Below are 15900 nucleotides of genomic sequence, written 5' to 3'. Positions count from 1 at the left end.
CGCATCGCCCCGTACTTCGCCACCCGTGACGCCCGGCTCGCCCGGCCCGGAGCAGCCCGCTTCGCGTTGTAGATTTCCGTCAAACGCGCAATGGCTTTTTCTTGGGTCGCGTAGCCCGATTCCTGTACCTGCATTCCGTCTATGGCACGGTATCGAATCTTGTACGTGTGAGGGCACTTTGACCACCGTTCGGCTGGATGCTCGCATGCTTTGAAGAAGACACCCATTCCGCGAGCCATGGATTTTACCGTCAATGCGCCAGTAGCCTTTCATAGCAGAATTTTGGCGAAAGGGGCGATCCTGGGAAGTGCCCTTCTGTTTCAAATTTGCACCCTCCCTTTACGTTGCTGGATCCATGCCTTCACCTCCGACTCGCTGAAGTGTAGTTTTGCATTACGGCCAACTCCGAATCGATACGGAATCAACCCCACTCGGGGTCCGTTTTTGTAAACCCATGAGGTGGACATATTGATGAGCTCTGCGGTCTCTTTTGTGGTAATGAATCTTTTCAAAGGAAATACTTTCAGGCTTGAATTGGGGTGTGAAATCTCGCGCATTAGGAGGTTCTTGCGGTCAATGGATTAAGCGTCCTCAATTGTGCGGGTGTCCATTGATCTTCGTCCTAGGCGACTCGGTTTCGTTCAACTTCCATTCGTGTGGTGGTGGGCGAGGTCGTCCGGGACGGTTTCTCCCGGCCTCGGTGGCCGTCGTGTGGCATCGGTACCGGGGAGAGATCAACGGTCTTCGGGATCGCCGGTTTGGCAAACCGGCGATCCCGCGTTACCTTCGCGTCGTCCTCTTTGCTGGCGCCGCTGTGTGCCCGCGGGTGATTGTCTGTGCCCAAGCAAATGCGCGACTGTGATGACATCGGTCCTGCGCGCTGTGTCGCACAAGATCGTCTCACCCGGTGCACGGATGCCGTGTGACTGTCTGGTTCAGATGAGCTTCCTTGCGGAACGCAAGGCAGGATCCCTCCCGCCGCTAAAGGGTGTTGCACAAGGCTGTGAACTGGGCATCTCCCAGGTATGGCAGCGGTGTTGAGGGCTGAGGCGTTGTGGTTGGAGACGTTCACCGGGCTGCGGTTGGAGCAGTTCGGTCGGCTGCTCAGGGCGGTCCGTGACCGGGGCGGGAACGGCACTCTGCAGGGCCGGCCGTGGAGCCTGCCGCTGGCCGAACGGGTCCTGGTAGTGGCCGTGTACTACCGCACGAACCTGACCATGCGCCAGTTGGCACCGCTCTTCGGGGTCTCATCCTCCACTGTGTGCCGGGTGATCCAGCGGCTCGGTCCGCTGCTCGCGCTGGAACCGGTGTCCCGGTCGGCTGACGCGGCGGACCGGCTGTGGATCGTGGACGGCACTCTGCTCCCGGTCCGCGACCGGCGCGTTGGTGCGTCGTCACGTAACTACCGGTTCTCGGCGAACGTGCAGGTCGTCGTGGACGCCGAGACCCGGCTCGTGATCGCCGCCGCCCGGCCCGTGCCGGGCACTACCGCAGACGCGCACGCCTGGCGGGCGTCCGGGCTGGCCGAGCACTGCCAGGGCGTTACCGTGCTGGGCGACGGCGCCTACCTCAACTGCGGCATGGCCGTGCCCCACCGCAAACGCCCGCGCCGCCCCCTGCTGGCGGGCGAGGAGGCGGACAACGCCGCCCACCGTAAGGTGCGGGCCCGGGTGGAGCATGTGATCGGCCGGATGAAAGAACTACAAGATCCTCCGCGACTGCCGACAGCACGGCAACGGCCCGCGCCACGCCGTCCAGGCCGTCGCCCACATGCACAACCTCGCCCTCACATCATGACCAGAAGACCGCCCGCACGGGCCCTGACCTGACCAAATGCAGCCTTGTGCAACACCCTTTAGCGGCCTGGCGGCGGAAATTCACCCGGAAGGGTGGAGGTCATTGCTTCGTCACGGGCGGTGGGTCTAGCGTCCATCCTGGATGGAGGGAAATCCTCGTCGTGCGCCAACCCGGATGATTCGCGGCGCAGCGTGTCGAAACCCCTCGCAGCACACCGCATGCATGAGCACCGTTCACGCAGGCATCACCTCTTTCCCGCGTTGGGTCCGGGCAGCGCACGAAGGAGCAGTCATGCCCGAGAACGAGCTGATCGAACTGTGCCGTCGCTACACGGGGGAGTCCTGGGCCGGCGCGAAGGCACGCATCCAGCGCCAGGCACCGGACAGTCCGATGATCCCCTCTGCCGAAGGGGACCAGGCGTTCCTCGAAAGCCAGATCTTGCGCGCACTGCTGGAGTACCCCACCACGTACACGACCCGGCCCCTGCGCGTTGCACGGGTGGTCCCCGGGGAACGCCGTACGCTCATCCGCTTCGCTCCGGACGCCGACCCTGACGGGCTGGCGGAACTGATTGCCTGGGGGCTCTTCTCCTCCGGTGATGCGGATTCCTTGAGGGGCATCTGCGGCCTCCGGATTCGCCGGGAGGGGCACGGAAGGATCGACGTCGGCCTCTACGGCACACAGGCAGCGGTGCGCCTGGAGGGCGTTCCCGAACGTGCGTGGGAGCAGGCCGAGGCGATGAGGCTTCGGACGGCTGCGCAACACGGCGAAGCATCCCCGTGCCGTCACCGCGGACTCACCACAGTAGAGACGGCGTTCATGCGGGAGCACGGCTGGTTCGAGGAAGCGTGGCGGGAGACGGCATCGCTGGGAAGCGCGTTGCTGCGACGGCTGGTGATGTTCCGTACGGGTGCCGACTGGCTGGACATGGCAGCCTTCACGAAACACAGCGACACCTACGGTTTCCGCCTCCACGTCGCCCGAACACGTTGGACGGACCACGACGTGATTGTGGCGCACCTTACCGACCCGGTCTTCGGTATCGCGCTGCGCGAGGACATGCGCGCGTGCACGTGCGCGTACGGCAGTGGAGGGTGCCGCCTGTGGTTCGATGCGCCGGCTGGTTTCGGCGGCCGTCTCGATCTGCAGCTGATCCCCGTGGAGAAGGAGTGCCAGATCGCGGAGTACAACCAGGCACTCACCTATGCGGGCAGCCCGAGGGTGGAGATTGCCCAGGTCACCGGGAACCCGCCGGGCACGACCGCGCCGTGCGCCGATGGCTGCCACCGGCGTCACGGCATCGTGGACTTCCTCGACCGTCGAGCGGCACGTCGCCGCAGCGAACAAGCGCGGCCCACCTCGGTACGGCCTCAGGCCGATCGCAAGTACCCGTAGTCCACTGGACACTGCCCCCTCCGCCGATGCGAGGAGAGGGGGCGGAGATCCGTCTCCCGGACGGCACCTGCGCCACCGAGCCGATTGCCTACTCCCATAGATCGGAAACGAACTACGGCGTCCGAGACCTTCGGACTAAACCCCGGCTACCTCTCCGCTAAACATCGTCACGATGCCGCAACCTGGGCCCTTCGCGCTGTCGACATTCAGCGACGTGGCGCTCTGCCGCAGCAACCTGCCCTCTGATGACGGGCAGGCACCCTGCTTGCGGGGAGATCCTCTCTGCCATCGCGCTTTCCCTTCGGCCCCGCCCGGCAGGCTCCGGGCGAAGGGTCTGTCTGAGTGAACCCGCCGATCGGGCCCGGCAGTAGGGCGATATCCAGACGCGTTTACGACTTGACGGCATCCCTGGAGAGGCTTGCCCGTTGGACCGCCGCCCCACGGATCGCTCGCGCCAGGACCGGCCGGCAGGCCGTCCCAGGACTCCGGATGCCAGGCGCCTTCTGCACTGTGGCCGAGGATCACGATGCCGGCGTTGTCCAGCTCCCGCGGCTGTACGTCCCGGGCGGTGACACCCGCGGCGCGCAAGGCGATCCAGACCCGGATCACCACACCGTGGCTGACGATCGCCACCGTCCGCGCACCACTGCGCACGGCTTCCTCGACGACGCTGTCGAAGCGCTGGAGCACGGCCGTGCCGCTCTCGCCGCCCGGTATGAGCGTGGTCGGATCCGTGGGCCACCCGAAGACGAGTTCCAGGCAAGCGGTATGGGAAGCGTGGTCGCTCGCGGGGGGCCGAGTGTGGGAGCACGTCCTCGCTGTTCGGTGCCGCTTCGGGCGCATCTTCAGATCGGTTCGCATGGCGCAGATTGTGGGCGATGCACCCGCAGAAGGGCTTGCTTCGAGCAGGCAGGGATGCGAGGGATGTAGCGCCTGCCCGCTTGGGTGCGGACCGTTCCGGCATCCAGGTGCCCGTGCCCGAGCGACTGGCAGCCGGTGTGGCCGAGGCGACGAGGGCTGGCGGGAGACTCGTCAGGGATTCACCCTTCGGCCGCGGCGCGGGCGCAGGGTGGCGGGAGCACGGTCGTCCCCAGGTGGTAGCGGTGCACGCACTGAGGACGTCGTACGCTGCTCTGAGCGTGGGCGCAGGGCCCAGGGCCACCACCAGCGCCGCGTCCGCGATCCGCGGCGCAACTGCGGATAGCGGACAGTGGCTTCGGGATGCAGGGTCCGGACATAGAGCGGCCTGCCGATGACGATGCGGTTCGCCGTGGCGAGTACGTCGCCGGGGTGGAAGGACCAGCGCTCCCGGTCCACCACGACATCGGTGTAGACCTTCAGCAGCACAGTGCATTCCCCGCTGTGCCCGACGGTGAACCCCCGAGTCTCCGGACGGCCTGCGTGCTGCTCATCGGGGCCCGAACTGCCTTGTCGCAGGGCAATTTTCAGCGCTTCAAGCGCGAGATACTGGGGGTCCTCGTCCAGCGAGACGGCCCCCTCCGCTTGAAGCAGTTGCTCGATCGCGGGAGCCTCCGAGGACACCCACCCATTCTCGAAGTCATCCCACGGCCCAAACCCGCTGACGTTGTCCATGCTGCCGAACAGGCACAGATCCACCTGGCGGCCCGACCCGTTGTACGTCCGCAGGTGCAGGAGCGCTCCGGGGTTCTTGGCGTACATACCCATGAACTGAGCGAAATTGACCCTGCCGCTGGCTCGGATGAACAGTGCGGGCGGGGGAGCGGAGAGGTCCGTGGTGAGGGCTCTGCCGAGTACCTTCTCCACCCGCTTCGCTTCCTCGGCCCGGTCGCGAATCGCTTGTTCCCGGCTTGCCAGGCCGACCTGGACGAGCCCGGCATTCACTGAGGCTGTCCACCGCGGCCGGTGCGACAGAGCAACCCCGTTGTCCTCCGCGATCTTCCGGATCGCTCGGTCCGACCAGTACAAGTAACTGGGCTGCATGCTTCGCCTTTCGGGTAAGTGACCAGCTAACTCTGCACGAATTGGTAGGGCCTGGAGGCGCATTCCGCGAAAAGGATAAATAGGGCCGGTGTGGCGAGTAGTGCTGGCCCGCTGCCCGATGTCAGCCACTTGGTGCGGCAGAAGATTCCTGCCCGCCGCGAACGGCAGAGCCAAGCGGTCCTGTTGGTCTGCGGTGCGCGGAAATAACTTGGTTCTTCGCGGTGTTGTGGGCCCTGTTGCCGAGTAGGGGGAGGTGGCGGAGCTGAGGTTGTTCCGTACGGACACGTCGAATGGTGGCGTTGTGGAGGTCGTGCCGCGTCTTGCTGTGGTCGAGGCGGATGTGCAGGGTCTGGTCGAGGCGCACATGGAGACGATGCTGGGGGTGCGGTTCCTGGCGAGCGAGTACAGCACCGGCCCGCTGCACGGCGGGCGCATTGATTCACTCGGGCTCGACGAGAACGGGGCCCCGGTCATCGTGGAGTTCAAGCGCGGCACCGACGCAGGAGTGATCCATCAAGGGCTGTTCTATCTCGCGTGGCTGATGGACCACCGGGCGGAATTCGAGCACCTGGTCCGCGACCGGCTCGGGGTCACGGCGGCGGCCCAGGTGCTCTGGAGTTCCCCGCGGGTGATCTGCATTGCGGGCGACTTCACCCGCTACGACATGCATGCGGTGCGCGAGCACCGGCGCAGCATCGACCTGGTCCGCTACCGCTACTTCGGGCCCGGTCACTTCGCGCTGGAGGAGGTCGCCTCAGCGACCGCCAGTACGGGCTCCAGGGCCCGCCCACGGGCCGCTGCGGCAGCGGCCCCCCGCGCGGCGCCCACGGCAATGGGGGAGCTGGCCCGGGCGGTGGACGAGGTGCTGCTCGGTCTCGGCGGTGGAGTCACCCGAATCCAGCGCAAGCATTACGCCGCCTACCAGCGGGTGCAGAACTTCGCCTGCGTCTGCCCGCCCCAGCAGACCAAGCTCCTCGTCTACCTGAAGGCCGACCCCCACCAGGTCGACCTGGCCGAGGGCTACACCCGCGATGTCACGGGCATCGGCCACCACGGCACCGGCGACCTCGAACTCCAGCTCCGCTCGGAGGCGGACCTCGAACGCGCCCAGGACCTGCTCCAACTCAGCTACGCCGCTGCGTAACTGAGCGCTTCGGTTGAGAAGGCGGCTTCCGGCGGGGCGGCAACGCAACTCCGCCGTAGGGGCCGCTACTGCGGAAGCGTGCTGGGGCAGGACGTCGCGCCGGCGGCTGGGAACGCGAAATGCGCAACGTCGTGTCCGAAGGTCACGACGAAGCCTCCACGTGTCCAGGCCAACTGCACTGACTGCGAACGAAGATGACACCGTGCTGCCTCCATGCCGGTGGTGAGGTTCCAGACGATGGCGGTGCGGTCGTGGCTGGTGGTGATGGCGAGAGGCCCCTTCGGACTGTCGGTCACGGCCACCGCGGTCACCCAGTTGGTGTGGCCGGTGAGGGTGTGGCGTCGTTGGCCTGTGAGGACGTCCCAGACGATCGCGGTGTGGCTGTTGCCGGTGGTGATGGCGAGGGGCCCGTCCGGGCTGTCGGTCACGGCTACCGCGGTCACGTCGTCGCTGTGAGCGGCGAGGGTATGACGTCGGGCACTGTGGGTGTCCAGGGAGGCCCAGCTTGGTGTGGGTGGCAGTGGGCGTCCGGGCAGGGGAACATGCGTGAAGGTGCGTGCCAGTGCGGGTTGTTGCCAGCCTGCGGCGTCCAGGGCGAGCAGATCACGGCGGACGGCGGGGTCATGTCGTTGAGGGTGATGGGTGACCGTGGTGCGGTAGACCGCGGCATGAAGCTGGGCTGTCTCACTCCCTGCGTGATGGAGGTAAGGGGCCAGGGTGTCGGGTTCCGCGTGGATCAGGTACATGGGATTGGTGAGAAGCCGGTCAAGGGCGTCGCTCCCTGCGTCGGTTGCGTGTGCTGCGGCGTGCTGCAGCAGGTAGGGGCCCCTGTCCGAGCACGAACTGCAGATCCTCCAGACGGGCACTCATACGGTCGCTGAACCACACCAGTTCCTGCCCCAGCGACACCGCCATCCCACCCAGGCCCAGAGCGGACGCGCACGCCATTGCCGCCTGGCGGCGCTCCTCCTCGGACGCCTCCGCATCCAGACTGTCCAGGAATTGCCGGATCGCCTCGTGCACCCACGCCACCCTCCCGGCCCCGCGACAGATTCCGGCGGCAGCCTTCCACCGAGCGTAGAACCGGACCCGGAGCTAGGGCAGGCTGTCCGCCGAATCCTGTGACGGTGCCCTGATCAGACGCACTGCAGGGGCGCACCGCAGCCCAGGCCAAGTCTCTTTGGGGCAGGTTTCGCAGTCCCGGTGTGCTGGTGGTCCCGTCCGTTCCCGGCGCAGGCCGCCTACGGCGGCCCGCCCAGAAGTATGGAGCGGCCTGCCGTACCTCAATACTGCTCGGGAACCGACGCCACGGGTCCAACACCGGCCGGCGGGTGGGGAGATCTGGGTTCTGGGCGTCGTCCAGGCGCGTGGGGGGGCGGGCTGGATTGGCGTGTACTGCATATGGGCATGCTGGGGGCATGGAACCGTTCACCCGGTGGACGAGAGTGGCCATCGACGTCACCCGTTATGCGTGCGAACAGCATCTCGCGGACCGGAACTTCGAGTTCTACGGTCTGCAGGCCGCGGAGGAACTGCACTACGGTCCCGGAAGCGTGTATCCCGTTCTGCGCCGGCTGGAGGCTGCAGGGTGGCTGCTGAGCCGTCAGGAAGAGGCGCAGGAGCCGCGGGTGCGGGGCAGGCCGCGGCGCACCTACTACCGTGTCAATCCTGACCAGTTGGGCGCTGTTCAGCAGCGGGTGGCCGAGCTTGACGCCCGCGGCCGAACACGACGGCTCCCGACGCGGCCGGGGGCCCCGGCGGTTCCCGGCGTCCGTAGCGGCCCAGGCGCCGGGGAGGCGCGGTGGTGAGCCGGATACTGTCGGCCGTGGCACGGTCCACGCGCGGCGCGGACACCAGGACCGTACGGGTGCTTTTGGCCGGCACCGTGTCGGCCGCGCCCGTCTTCTGTATCTGGGCCGCACCCCAGTCACCCCTGGCCCACGCCAGCCACAGCGCCAAATGGGCCTGGACAGCAGGGTGGGGCCTGGGCCCGCTGCTGCTCCTGCTGCTCGGCGACACGGCCGCACTGATCCTCCGGGCGACACGCCCCGCGGCGAGATGGGCGGCACCACTGCTGCCCCTGCTGGGAGCCGCCGTACTGCTCCTCCCGGCAGCCGCTCTTCCCCGCCGCGCCCGCAAGCAGTGGCTCGGCGACGGCCTGGAAGCCCTGTCACTGCGTCAGGACCACGGATTCACCTGGTGCGCTGTGCTGCTGAGCTTCCTGGGAAACTGGCCGTCGATCCTGCTCCACGCCTGGAGAGACCACCTTGCCGTACGCCCCGACAGTGACCTGGACCTCGCCACGCACCCCGGTTGTGCCCCGTCCGCGGGTTACTGGAAGCGGCATCGCACGGAGATCCTCTGGGCGGCCGTCTTCGCGGCTCTCCTTGCGGTGCCCGCCGCGGTGGGATACGAGATGCTGACGGAGTTCCTGCATCACCACCACATGTCCTGGCCGTGGGAGACCGGCGGTGCAGGTAACTGAAGGGCTCCTGATCGGGTGTCCCTGTCAATCCGCCGGCCACCGACGCGGGCGGACGCGGTTTCGGCGGACGATGCCTGCTCTCGTCTTCATCTGGGCAGCACCATGATCCGAAAGTAGCGCCTTGGGTGCCCCACGCCTCGGGGGGGGCGGGGCCGTCCGTCCGGACGGCCCCGCGCAGGGCGCCGAGGACCAGGGGGGCGTTCTGGGCGCCGCCGCGGCAGGCCAGTACGCCGGCGGCCGGGGTGCCGAGTGCGTCCGGCCGGTGGACCCAGCCGCGGGCCCGGTCCACCGCTTCGGGGCGGCAGGGGGTGGGCCCAACAGTTGGTCTCAGGTGCGGCCGGTGCCCTGCTGGCTTTGGACCAGGAGCGCCAGGAGGTGTTCAACGCTTGTGAGCAACGCGCGCAGCCGGTCCGTGGAGGCGGCCAGCCCCTGGGTGGGGGCGGCCTCCAGGGCGCGTCGGGCGGTGTCGTGGATGGCTTGTCGGCGCTCCCGTTCGCGCGCGGCGTGGTCCGTCGCGGTGAGGAGGGGTTGGGTTTCGTGGACGAGGAGGGCCAGCTGCGAGTGGAGGAGGCTGGTGAGGAGTTCGGTGTCGTCGGGGCGGGGCAGCGGGTGGGAGCGCAGCGCCCGGTGAGCGCGTGCGACGGTGGACGACATGAGACCGGTGTCGAGGGGGACGACGGGGGTGCCCTTCTTGGGTTCCACGGTGAAGCGGGGGTGGCCGGGCATGGGGTACCTCCGAACTGGGTTACGCCGGGTCGTGATTCCCGTTGGCAGCGGAGGCTCGAATTGACCCAGGCCACCGGCCCAGGCGATGGCCGACGGCCCGGTCGGGGCCCATTCAGGCCACGTGGCACCTCTCCCTGCAACTCGCGTCGAATCTGCGTCAGAAGGCCCTGGGCGGTGACCGGGCGGACGGGCGAAGGGCTGTCGCCAGATCGGGAAGTGGAAGGTGCAAGGTTGCGCCGTAGGTGGCTGAAACAGGCATTATCCCGTCGCTGCACGTGCCGGTGGGTAGAGTCGTGAGCGGGCCGAGAGCGCGGGGCAGCCGCCCTGGCGGTGCGTCACCGCCCGCATCTCCCAGACCTGGGAGCGACGGTCTTGGGAATGGTCTGGCTGCCTCGGTCGGCAGGGGGAGCCAGACCATATGCACGCTCCTGGCTGACTGCGACCATGCGCGGTCGTCCGCCCACACCGCCCCGGGGCTACGGGGTTCGTCAGTCGTCGGTCCAGGATGCGGGACTGCGGGCGATGGCGGCGGCGAGCTGCGGGAGCGGGGTGCCGGTGCGCAGCGACCTGGCCCGCATCATCAGCAGGGCCTCGGTCACCGTCACCCCGAGGCGGGCGGAGAGGGCGCCCGCGGCGCGGTGGGTGCTCAGCCAGTGCGCTTCGATCACCTCCCGGGGCTCCCACGAGGGTCCGTGCTCGTTCAGCAGCACGTCCTGCAGGTGCTCCCACAGGCGGGCCACCGCCCACGCGGCGAACACGCCCTGCTGAACGGCCCTGGGGTGCGCGGGCCACGGGCTGCTCCGGTACAGCACGATGGTGGCCAGCGTCTCGTCGCCGCCCAGGGCCGGGAACGCCCACAGCCCCCTCACCTGCGGGAGCTGCTCGCCGACAGTGGCGCTGAAGAGGGGCCACAAGGGGTGGGGTTGCCGGCAGTCCTCGATCACCACCGGTGTCCCGCCGGCCGCGCAGGCGATACCGGGCCCGTGGCCCACTTCGAACTGCAGCTCCTCCAGCCGCAGCGCCACCTCGTCCGAGGCGCACAGCAGCTGGGCGCCTTCGGTGTGCGGGAGGAGGGTTACCGCAGCGCCCTGCGCGCCCATCCCGGCGCACAGGGCATCCGCGACCCGCAGCGGAAGGCGGAGCGGGTCGGGCTCCAGGGCCGCTTCGGTCAGGAGATGCACAGCAACACGCAACCGCTCCGGCATGACCACCCCCGACGAAGACCGGCATCAAGGACAACTTCAGCGGGGTCCAGGCCAGGCGCGTACCCGCCTATTGTGCACCAGTTGAGCCGTCAACAGGCCCCTCTTGCGGGCCTCTTCACCTGCCGGACGACACGATTCCCCGGCCCTGACGCAACCGCCCCGCACGGCAGCTCAGGCACCAGCAGCAGGAGGAGCAGGGGGCGTCCTCCCGCAGAGGTGGGGGCCTGCCGGGGCAGGCTGCTGCACTGGGATCCCACCAGGGGTGGGGCGGTGGCCGCCGCCGGGTGTGCGGCGGCCACCGGGGCGCGTACCGGAGTCCGTGCCTGCTGTGCGAGCTCCGGTACGCGGCATCCCCCCTGGGGAGGCGGGAGAGGTCCCCCTGGGGAGGTGGGGCGGGAGCCGCGGTGTCGGCGTGCGGCTCCAGCGGGTCGTACCGCGCGGGCAGGGAACGGCGGGTCATCCCGCAGACGAGGAAGGAGCTGGGGCATGCCGGTGCGGCCCGGAGCTACATCCCAACTCCAACGGCAGGATAGCCAGTTGCCGTCGCGCACGTGTGTGTTTGCCCCACGAACCCCGCGAACGGCGTACGGCTGACGGTGTGAAGTCCCGGGACACGTTGGGCACCGGAGTCCCGGGAATTCCTTGACGGTCCGAGCACATCCTTGACGCCTCCGCGGTGGTTGCCAGGGCGTGGAACTCAGGTGCGAGGTGAGGCAAAGGGGGGGGGCGAACGCACGGTGCGGCCGTTCGAAGTCGGCGTCCGGCCTCTGGTTTGGCCCGCAACACGGCAGGAGACTGGGGAACGCGCGGACGCACGATCGGGGGATCGACCCATGGACATGGCCAGTCAGATCCTTCCGCTCGCCGGTGTTGCTGTCGGTGCTGCCACGTCATTTCTGGTGACGAGCCTGAATGAGCGGGCCAAGTGGCGGCGCGAGCAATCCGTGCGGTGGGACAAACAACGTCTGACGGCTTACGCCGAATACGCGCATGCCGTCAAGGATCTCGCCTACCAGTACCGGCGGATCGCGGTCGCCCGGGGGCTGACCGACGGCCCTCACCCGTTGGAACCCACTGCCGTGGTGCTTGACCGGCTGGGGGACGCGGAAGTCCACCGCACTGCCCTCTCCGAAACGCTGCTCCTACTGGCAGACAGGAACACCATCGCCGCCATGAAACGGATGAACCAGGGCTTGTGGCTACTGGAAGCACTGGCCCGGGCGACTCCCGGCCAGGACCACAGCGGCAGCTGGGACCAAGCCTACGTGGACTATCGCGCCGCACGACAGGAATACATCGAACAGGCACGCCGGCACCTCGGCGTGAGGGGATCCGTGCGTCCCCTGCCGGGGTGACCTGAACAGGGCCTATCGCCCGTCAAAGATGTGCTGGCACCCTCCAGTATGCCGCGCCGCCAAAGTGTCCAGGATGCCACCGGACCTCGCACCAGCGGGGATATCTCACGACCCCCCAAGGGGACGACTACGGCTCTCGACAGGCCCCGCCCGCAGCAGAGCACTGCACAGAGGCCGGGAAGACCACCCCGAAGGGACAGCGCGTTCCGGTGCGTTGACCGGTCGGAGGAACACACTGATCAGCTATCAGCGCGGGGCGGGGCCGGGTTTGTGCGGCGGGGCGGTGTGGAGGGCGAGCAGTTGCTCGCAGGCGTGGGCCAGTTCGCGCAGCCGGAGCGCGGCGGCGCCCGGGCGGTCGTCGGCCGGGGTGGTGTGCAGGGTGTGGCGGGCGGCGTCGTAGTCGGCTTTGTGCTGGTCCCAGCGGGTGGTGCCGCGGTCCATCGTGTTCAGGCGAGGCAGCACCTCGGCCAGGAGGAGGGCGAGGTGCCCGCGCAGCAGGTGGGCCACCAGCAGCATCTCCTGCGTTTGGGGCGGGCGGGCAGCAAGGGCACGGTGCGCACACCTGATGGTGTCGGTCATGCCGGTGATGTCCAGGGCCAGGTCGTGGGTGGAGGGGTCGTTCGCCGCGGCGAAGTGGTGCGGGGTCATGTCCTCTGTACCTGTTCCTGCCGGGATTCGGACGCGCCCGGCCCGCGCCGTGAACTCTTCGTCCTGCCCCAACAATTGCCCGCTCCCTCGGGTGCCCTCACCGTGGGGGCCGTGTTCAGTGGTTGTCCCAGCTTGCGGGGTTCCGGGTGATGCTGGCGGCGAGCTGGGGGAGGGGGGTGTTGGTGCTCAACGCGCGGGCCCGCATCAGCAGCAGGGCGTCGGACACCGGCAGGCCGAGGTGTTCCCCGAGCGCGCCCGCGGCCCGGTGGGCACTGCCCCAGTGCGATTCGACGACCTCCCGCGGTTCCCACAGCCGGCCCCCGTTCTCGGCCAGCATCGTGCTGTCCATGTCTTCCAGGAGGCGGGCCACCGCCCGGGCGGCAAGCCTTCCCTGCTCGACCTCCCCGGGGCGGGCGGGCCACCGGCACGTGCGGTACAGCAAGACCGAGCCCAGCACCTCGTAGCCGCGCACCACCGGAAAGGCCCACAGCGCGCGCACCTGCGGCAGCTGCTCCCCCACGAGCGTGCTGTAGACGGGCCACTGCGGGTGGACCTGTCGGCTGTCTGCGACCACCACCGGTTGTCCGATGGCCGCGCACGCCATGCCGGGGCCGCGGCCCACCTCGAACTGCAGCTCTTCCAGACGCAGTACCACGTCGTCGGACGCGCACAGCAGCTGGGCCGTGGCCGTGTGCGGCATCAGGGTGACCGCGGCGCCCTCCGCTCGCATTCCGATGCGCAGCGCGTGCGCCACCCGGATAGGCAGATGGTAGGGGTCGGGCTCCTGGGCGGCCTCGGTCAGGATGTACGCCGCCACATGCAACCGCTCACTCATGACATACCCACCCGGACTCCACCTCCGCTACCAGGGGTTTGTTGTCGGCGGGGTCCGGGCCGGGCGTGTTCCGCCTTCAGTGTGTCGAATTACCGTGCGGGAGACACCCTCTTGGCAGACCTGCCCGTGGCGGAACGGTCCTGCACCGCATTCCGGGCTCCCGGTAACGGCAGCGCGCCGGGGGCGGTTGCCGATGGTCTTGGCCCGGCTCTCTCCGACGGAGCGGGCCCAGGGCCGCGAGGACGCACAAGCTCATGGCCCGGTTGACCGGGGAGCCGGCCGCCGTCGTGTCCGCGCGGGTAACGGCGGCCGGGCGCGAGCCATGCCCAGGAACACGGCCCGCGCACCCCCGCACGGCGCAGCGGCGGCGGGAAATCTTCCGCAGCCCGAGCGAGGGCCGCAACGGGAAGGCCGCCAGCCCCGGTCTTCCCGGCACGCCCAGAGAACCACCGGGCCGCCGGCCCGGGAAGGCGAAAGCCCGCCATGGCCGGTCCGGGCTGCCAGGGCCTGGTGGCGAGGAAGGTGCGGGCAAGCAGCACGGGGCGACGGGGAGCTGCAGCCGACGACACCACACCCCGCCGTTCGTCCTCCCTGCCCGGCCGGACACTCCTCTACTCCGCCGCAAGGAGAACACCCTGCGCAAACGATACGGAGGAGGCGCCGGCCCTCATCCCGCCACCTTGCTGACGCCCGATCCTGCAGAGATACGGGGGAATGCACGCAGCCGCCGGAGCCCCTGGCCGTCCGCCAAGACGGGGGCGTGGGGGTGATGCACGGCGGGGTAGCGGCAGTCGTGGGCGGGTGCGCCCTGCGGGACCGGTCGCCACGGGCCGCAGGGCGCACGCCCTGCCACCGGTTCCCGGGGGCGGGAGAAGCCCCGCGAACCGTGCACCAGGGCCTCAGAAAGGGCCTGCCGCACCGAGTTGCCCGCTCCCGGAAAACCAAACCCGGCCCTCGTTCGCTCCGGGCGTCTGCCCTCCCGGCGGGCGGGTTCACGCCGCGTGGGCGGGTCGGTGTCCGCCGGTGAGCAGGGCCTGTTGGCGGATGCGGGTGCAGGTGCGGGAGAGGATGCGCGAGACGTGCATCTGGGACAGGCCCACCTTGCGGGCGATGTCGGCCTGGGTCATGTCGTCGAAGTAGCGCAGGTACAGGATCGTCTTCTCCCGGGCTGGGAGAGCCCGCAGCAGTGGTTTCACCGCCTCCCGGTCCACCGCCAGGGCGTACCCGGTCTCGGTGGCTTCCAGGATGTCCTTCAGCGAGAAGTCGGTGCCGCTCTCGGCGGTGGGCCGGTCCAGGGACAGCGAAGCGAAGGCATGCTGCGCCCCGAGCCCCTCGCGGGCTTCGTCCAGAGTGAGGCCGGCCTGCGTGGCCAGCTCGGCGAGGGTGGGATCCCCGCCGCTGAGCTCGGCCAGTTCCTGGCGGGCCCTGCGCAGTTGGTTGCGGTGCTGCTGGATCCGGCGGGGGACGTGGACGGACCACAGGTGGTCACGGAAGTGCCGCTTGACCTCGCCGGTGATCGTGGGGATAGCGAACACCTCGAACGGCAACTGCCGTTGGGGGTCGAACCGGTTGACCGCCTTGACCAGGCCCAGCGCGGCGATCTGCTCCAGGTCCTCCAGCTGCTCGCCGCGGTTGCGGTACCTCGCCGCGATCCGGTGTGCCATCGGCAGCCACCGGTCGGTGATCTCGGCCAGGAGCCGCTCCCGCGCGGCCCCTTCCAGCTGGGCGGCCTGGAGGAACAGGTCGCCGGTGTCGGGGGCGTCGTCGTGCTGCCTGCGCACGGCATCCGAGGAGCGGGCAGCACAGGAGTCCTCCCGGGCCTGCGGGGTGTGCGGGGCGGTGGCGGGGACGGCAGTCATGGCAACTCCAGGAAATAGTCACCACGCCGTCCCACCAACGGCCCCGATGCTGTCCGAGGGCGCTGTCATGGCACGCGAGTGGTGAACGTGGTGGAGTGCCTGCTGTCCGAAGCACACGCAAGAGGCGTTCAAGGCACGCCTGCCCTACGGCCACCACCCAAAACAGGAGCAGGGCCCGCACACCTGCCGTGCAGCGAGATCACGGCCGGAAACAGTGCACTCGCAGCCGGAAACCACCGGCCGCCTTCTCATGAAGTGCATCCCCGGCAAGCCGGTGGTGTCGACCTCACGCACGTAATCGGGTGACAGCCGCCTGCCACCAGGCAGCTTCCCCCAGTCTGCCCAGACAGCCGGAGAGGCCCAGCTCCCAGGCTGAGAAGCCGGTGGGTGGCTGGGGCGGGGCCGAGGATCCGCCGAATCTTGCGGAAGCGGGCCCCCAGGGGGCGATGGGCCGTTCGAGTCCGGATCCGCAGGCCCTGTTCTTCCGCA

The 15900-nt window shown here is 68.9% G+C and carries 14 protein-coding genes and 2 pseudogenes; 6 read left to right on the top strand and 10 right to left on the bottom strand.

What is annotated here, in order from left to right; all coding sequences use genetic code 11:
• The first annotated feature begins 1025 nt into the window (after positions 1 to 1025).
• Positions 1026 to 1797, top strand: a pseudogene (locus ACFYVL_RS09665) (transposase family protein).
• 291 nt (positions 1798 to 2088) lie between these two features.
• Positions 2089 to 3192, top strand: coding sequence for a hypothetical protein (locus ACFYVL_RS09660; RefSeq protein ID WP_389242534.1), 1104 nt, complete (start codon positions 2089 to 2091; stop codon positions 3190 to 3192).
• 135 nt (positions 3193 to 3327) lie between these two features.
• Here the strand turns inward: ACFYVL_RS09660 and ACFYVL_RS09655 are convergent, their stop codons facing one another.
• Both ACFYVL_RS09655 and ACFYVL_RS09650 read right to left on the bottom strand, forming a co-directional pair.
• Positions 3328 to 4035: a histidine phosphatase family protein gene (locus ACFYVL_RS09655; RefSeq protein ID WP_389242588.1), complete on the bottom strand. Its 708-nt coding sequence runs from the start codon at positions 4033 to 4035 to the stop codon at positions 3328 to 3330.
• A gap of 189 nt (positions 4036 to 4224) precedes the next feature.
• Positions 4225 to 5055 (bottom strand): hypothetical protein, encoded by an 831-nt coding sequence (locus tag ACFYVL_RS09650; protein ID WP_389242532.1) that lies wholly within the window; start codon positions 5053 to 5055, stop codon positions 4225 to 4227.
• Between the two features lie 352 nt (positions 5056 to 5407).
• Here ACFYVL_RS09650 and ACFYVL_RS09645 point away from each other — a divergent pair, with 352 nt between their 5' ends.
• Positions 5408 to 6298 (top strand): DUF5655 domain-containing protein, encoded by an 891-nt coding sequence (locus ACFYVL_RS09645; protein ID WP_389242530.1) that lies wholly within the window; start codon positions 5408 to 5410, stop codon positions 6296 to 6298.
• A 65-nt stretch (positions 6299 to 6363) separates the two neighbouring features.
• On the opposite strand, the gene ACFYVL_RS09640 is transcribed toward ACFYVL_RS09645, so the two are convergent.
• Both ACFYVL_RS09640 and ACFYVL_RS09635 read right to left on the bottom strand, forming a co-directional pair.
• Positions 6364 to 7044, bottom strand: coding sequence for a WD40 repeat domain-containing protein (locus ACFYVL_RS09640; protein WP_389242528.1), 681 nt, complete (start codon positions 7042 to 7044; stop codon positions 6364 to 6366).
• 19 nt (positions 7045 to 7063) lie between these two features.
• The gene (locus ACFYVL_RS09635) at positions 7064 to 7321 is read right to left on the bottom strand and encodes a hypothetical protein (protein WP_389242526.1); all 258 of its coding nucleotides are present in this window, start codon (positions 7319 to 7321) and stop codon (positions 7064 to 7066) included.
• 395 nt (positions 7322 to 7716) lie between these two features.
• On the opposite strand from ACFYVL_RS09635, the gene ACFYVL_RS09630 reads away from it, so the two are divergent.
• Both ACFYVL_RS09630 and ACFYVL_RS09625 read left to right on the top strand, forming a co-directional pair.
• Positions 7717 to 8106 (top strand): PadR family transcriptional regulator, encoded by a 390-nt coding sequence (locus ACFYVL_RS09630; protein ID WP_389242524.1) that lies wholly within the window; start codon positions 7717 to 7719, stop codon positions 8104 to 8106.
• Positions 8107 to 8123: 17 nt separating this feature from the next.
• Entirely contained in the window at positions 8124 to 8783 is a 660-nt protein-coding gene (locus ACFYVL_RS09625; RefSeq protein WP_389242522.1) for a hypothetical protein, read from the top strand.
• 130 nt (positions 8784 to 8913) lie between these two features.
• Here the strand turns inward: ACFYVL_RS09625 and ACFYVL_RS09620 are convergent.
• The 3 genes and pseudogenes from ACFYVL_RS09620 to ACFYVL_RS09610 all read right to left on the bottom strand — a co-directional run.
• A pseudogene (locus ACFYVL_RS09620) lies at positions 8914 to 9078 on the bottom strand (HEAT repeat domain-containing protein); the annotation flags it as partial.
• Positions 9079 to 9110: 32 nt separating this feature from the next.
• The gene (locus tag ACFYVL_RS09615; RefSeq protein WP_389242520.1) at positions 9111 to 9509 is read right to left on the bottom strand and encodes a DUF6415 family natural product biosynthesis protein; all 399 of its coding nucleotides are present in this window, start codon (positions 9507 to 9509) and stop codon (positions 9111 to 9113) included.
• A gap of 488 nt (positions 9510 to 9997) precedes the next feature.
• Complete coding sequence (locus ACFYVL_RS09610) at positions 9998 to 10690, bottom strand: GAF domain-containing protein (protein WP_389242518.1); 693 nt, start codon at positions 10688 to 10690, stop codon at positions 9998 to 10000.
• 857 nt (positions 10691 to 11547) lie between these two features.
• On the opposite strand from ACFYVL_RS09610, the gene ACFYVL_RS09605 reads away from it, so the two are divergent.
• The gene (locus tag ACFYVL_RS09605; protein ID WP_389242516.1) at positions 11548 to 12069 is read left to right on the top strand and encodes a hypothetical protein; all 522 of its coding nucleotides are present in this window, start codon (positions 11548 to 11550) and stop codon (positions 12067 to 12069) included.
• Between the two features lie 246 nt (positions 12070 to 12315).
• Here the strand turns inward: ACFYVL_RS09605 and ACFYVL_RS09600 are convergent, their stop codons facing one another.
• From ACFYVL_RS09600 to ACFYVL_RS09590, 3 genes are all read right to left on the bottom strand, one after another.
• Positions 12316 to 12717: a DUF6415 family natural product biosynthesis protein gene (locus tag ACFYVL_RS09600; protein ID WP_389242514.1), complete on the bottom strand. Its 402-nt coding sequence runs from the start codon at positions 12715 to 12717 to the stop codon at positions 12316 to 12318.
• 115 nt (positions 12718 to 12832) lie between these two features.
• Entirely contained in the window at positions 12833 to 13552 is a 720-nt protein-coding gene (locus ACFYVL_RS09595; RefSeq protein WP_389242512.1) for a GAF domain-containing protein, read from the bottom strand.
• Between the two features lie 992 nt (positions 13553 to 14544).
• Positions 14545 to 15411, bottom strand: coding sequence for a SigB/SigF/SigG family RNA polymerase sigma factor (locus tag ACFYVL_RS09590; protein ID WP_389242510.1), 867 nt, complete (start codon positions 15409 to 15411; stop codon positions 14545 to 14547).
• Positions 15412 to 15900: the final 489 nt, after the last annotated feature.

Source organism: Streptomyces sp. NPDC004111 (assembly GCF_042874215.1).
In the GTDB taxonomy this organism is placed as follows: Bacteria; Actinomycetota; Actinomycetes; order Streptomycetales; family Streptomycetaceae; genus Streptomyces.
The sequence above is the reverse complement of the archived record's forward strand: the minus strand, read 5'-3'. Positions and strand labels throughout refer to the sequence as shown.

Coding starts and splice junctions, on each gene's coding strand:
- ACFYVL_RS09660 (WP_389242534.1), top strand. CDS start 2,089: ATGCCCGAGAACGAGCTGATCGAACTGTGCCGTCGCTACACGGGGGAG.
- ACFYVL_RS09655 (WP_389242588.1), bottom strand. CDS start 4,035: ATGCGCCCGAAGCGGCACCGAACAGCGAGGACGTGCTCCCACACTCGG.
- ACFYVL_RS09640 (WP_389242528.1), bottom strand. CDS start 7,044: ATGTACCTGATCCACGCGGAACCCGACACCCTGGCCCCTTACCTCCAT.
- ACFYVL_RS09630 (WP_389242524.1), top strand. CDS start 7,717: ATGGAACCGTTCACCCGGTGGACGAGAGTGGCCATCGACGTCACCCGT.
- ACFYVL_RS09615 (WP_389242520.1), bottom strand. CDS start 9,509: ATGCCCGGCCACCCCCGCTTCACCGTGGAACCCAAGAAGGGCACCCCC.
- ACFYVL_RS09605 (WP_389242516.1), top strand. CDS start 11,548: ATGGACATGGCCAGTCAGATCCTTCCGCTCGCCGGTGTTGCTGTCGGT.
- ACFYVL_RS09600 (WP_389242514.1), bottom strand. CDS start 12,717: ATGACCCCGCACCACTTCGCCGCGGCGAACGACCCCTCCACCCACGAC.
- ACFYVL_RS09595 (WP_389242512.1), bottom strand. CDS start 13,552: ATGAGTGAGCGGTTGCATGTGGCGGCGTACATCCTGACCGAGGCCGCC.
- ACFYVL_RS09590 (WP_389242510.1), bottom strand. CDS start 15,411: ATGACTGCCGTCCCCGCCACCGCCCCGCACACCCCGCAGGCCCGGGAG.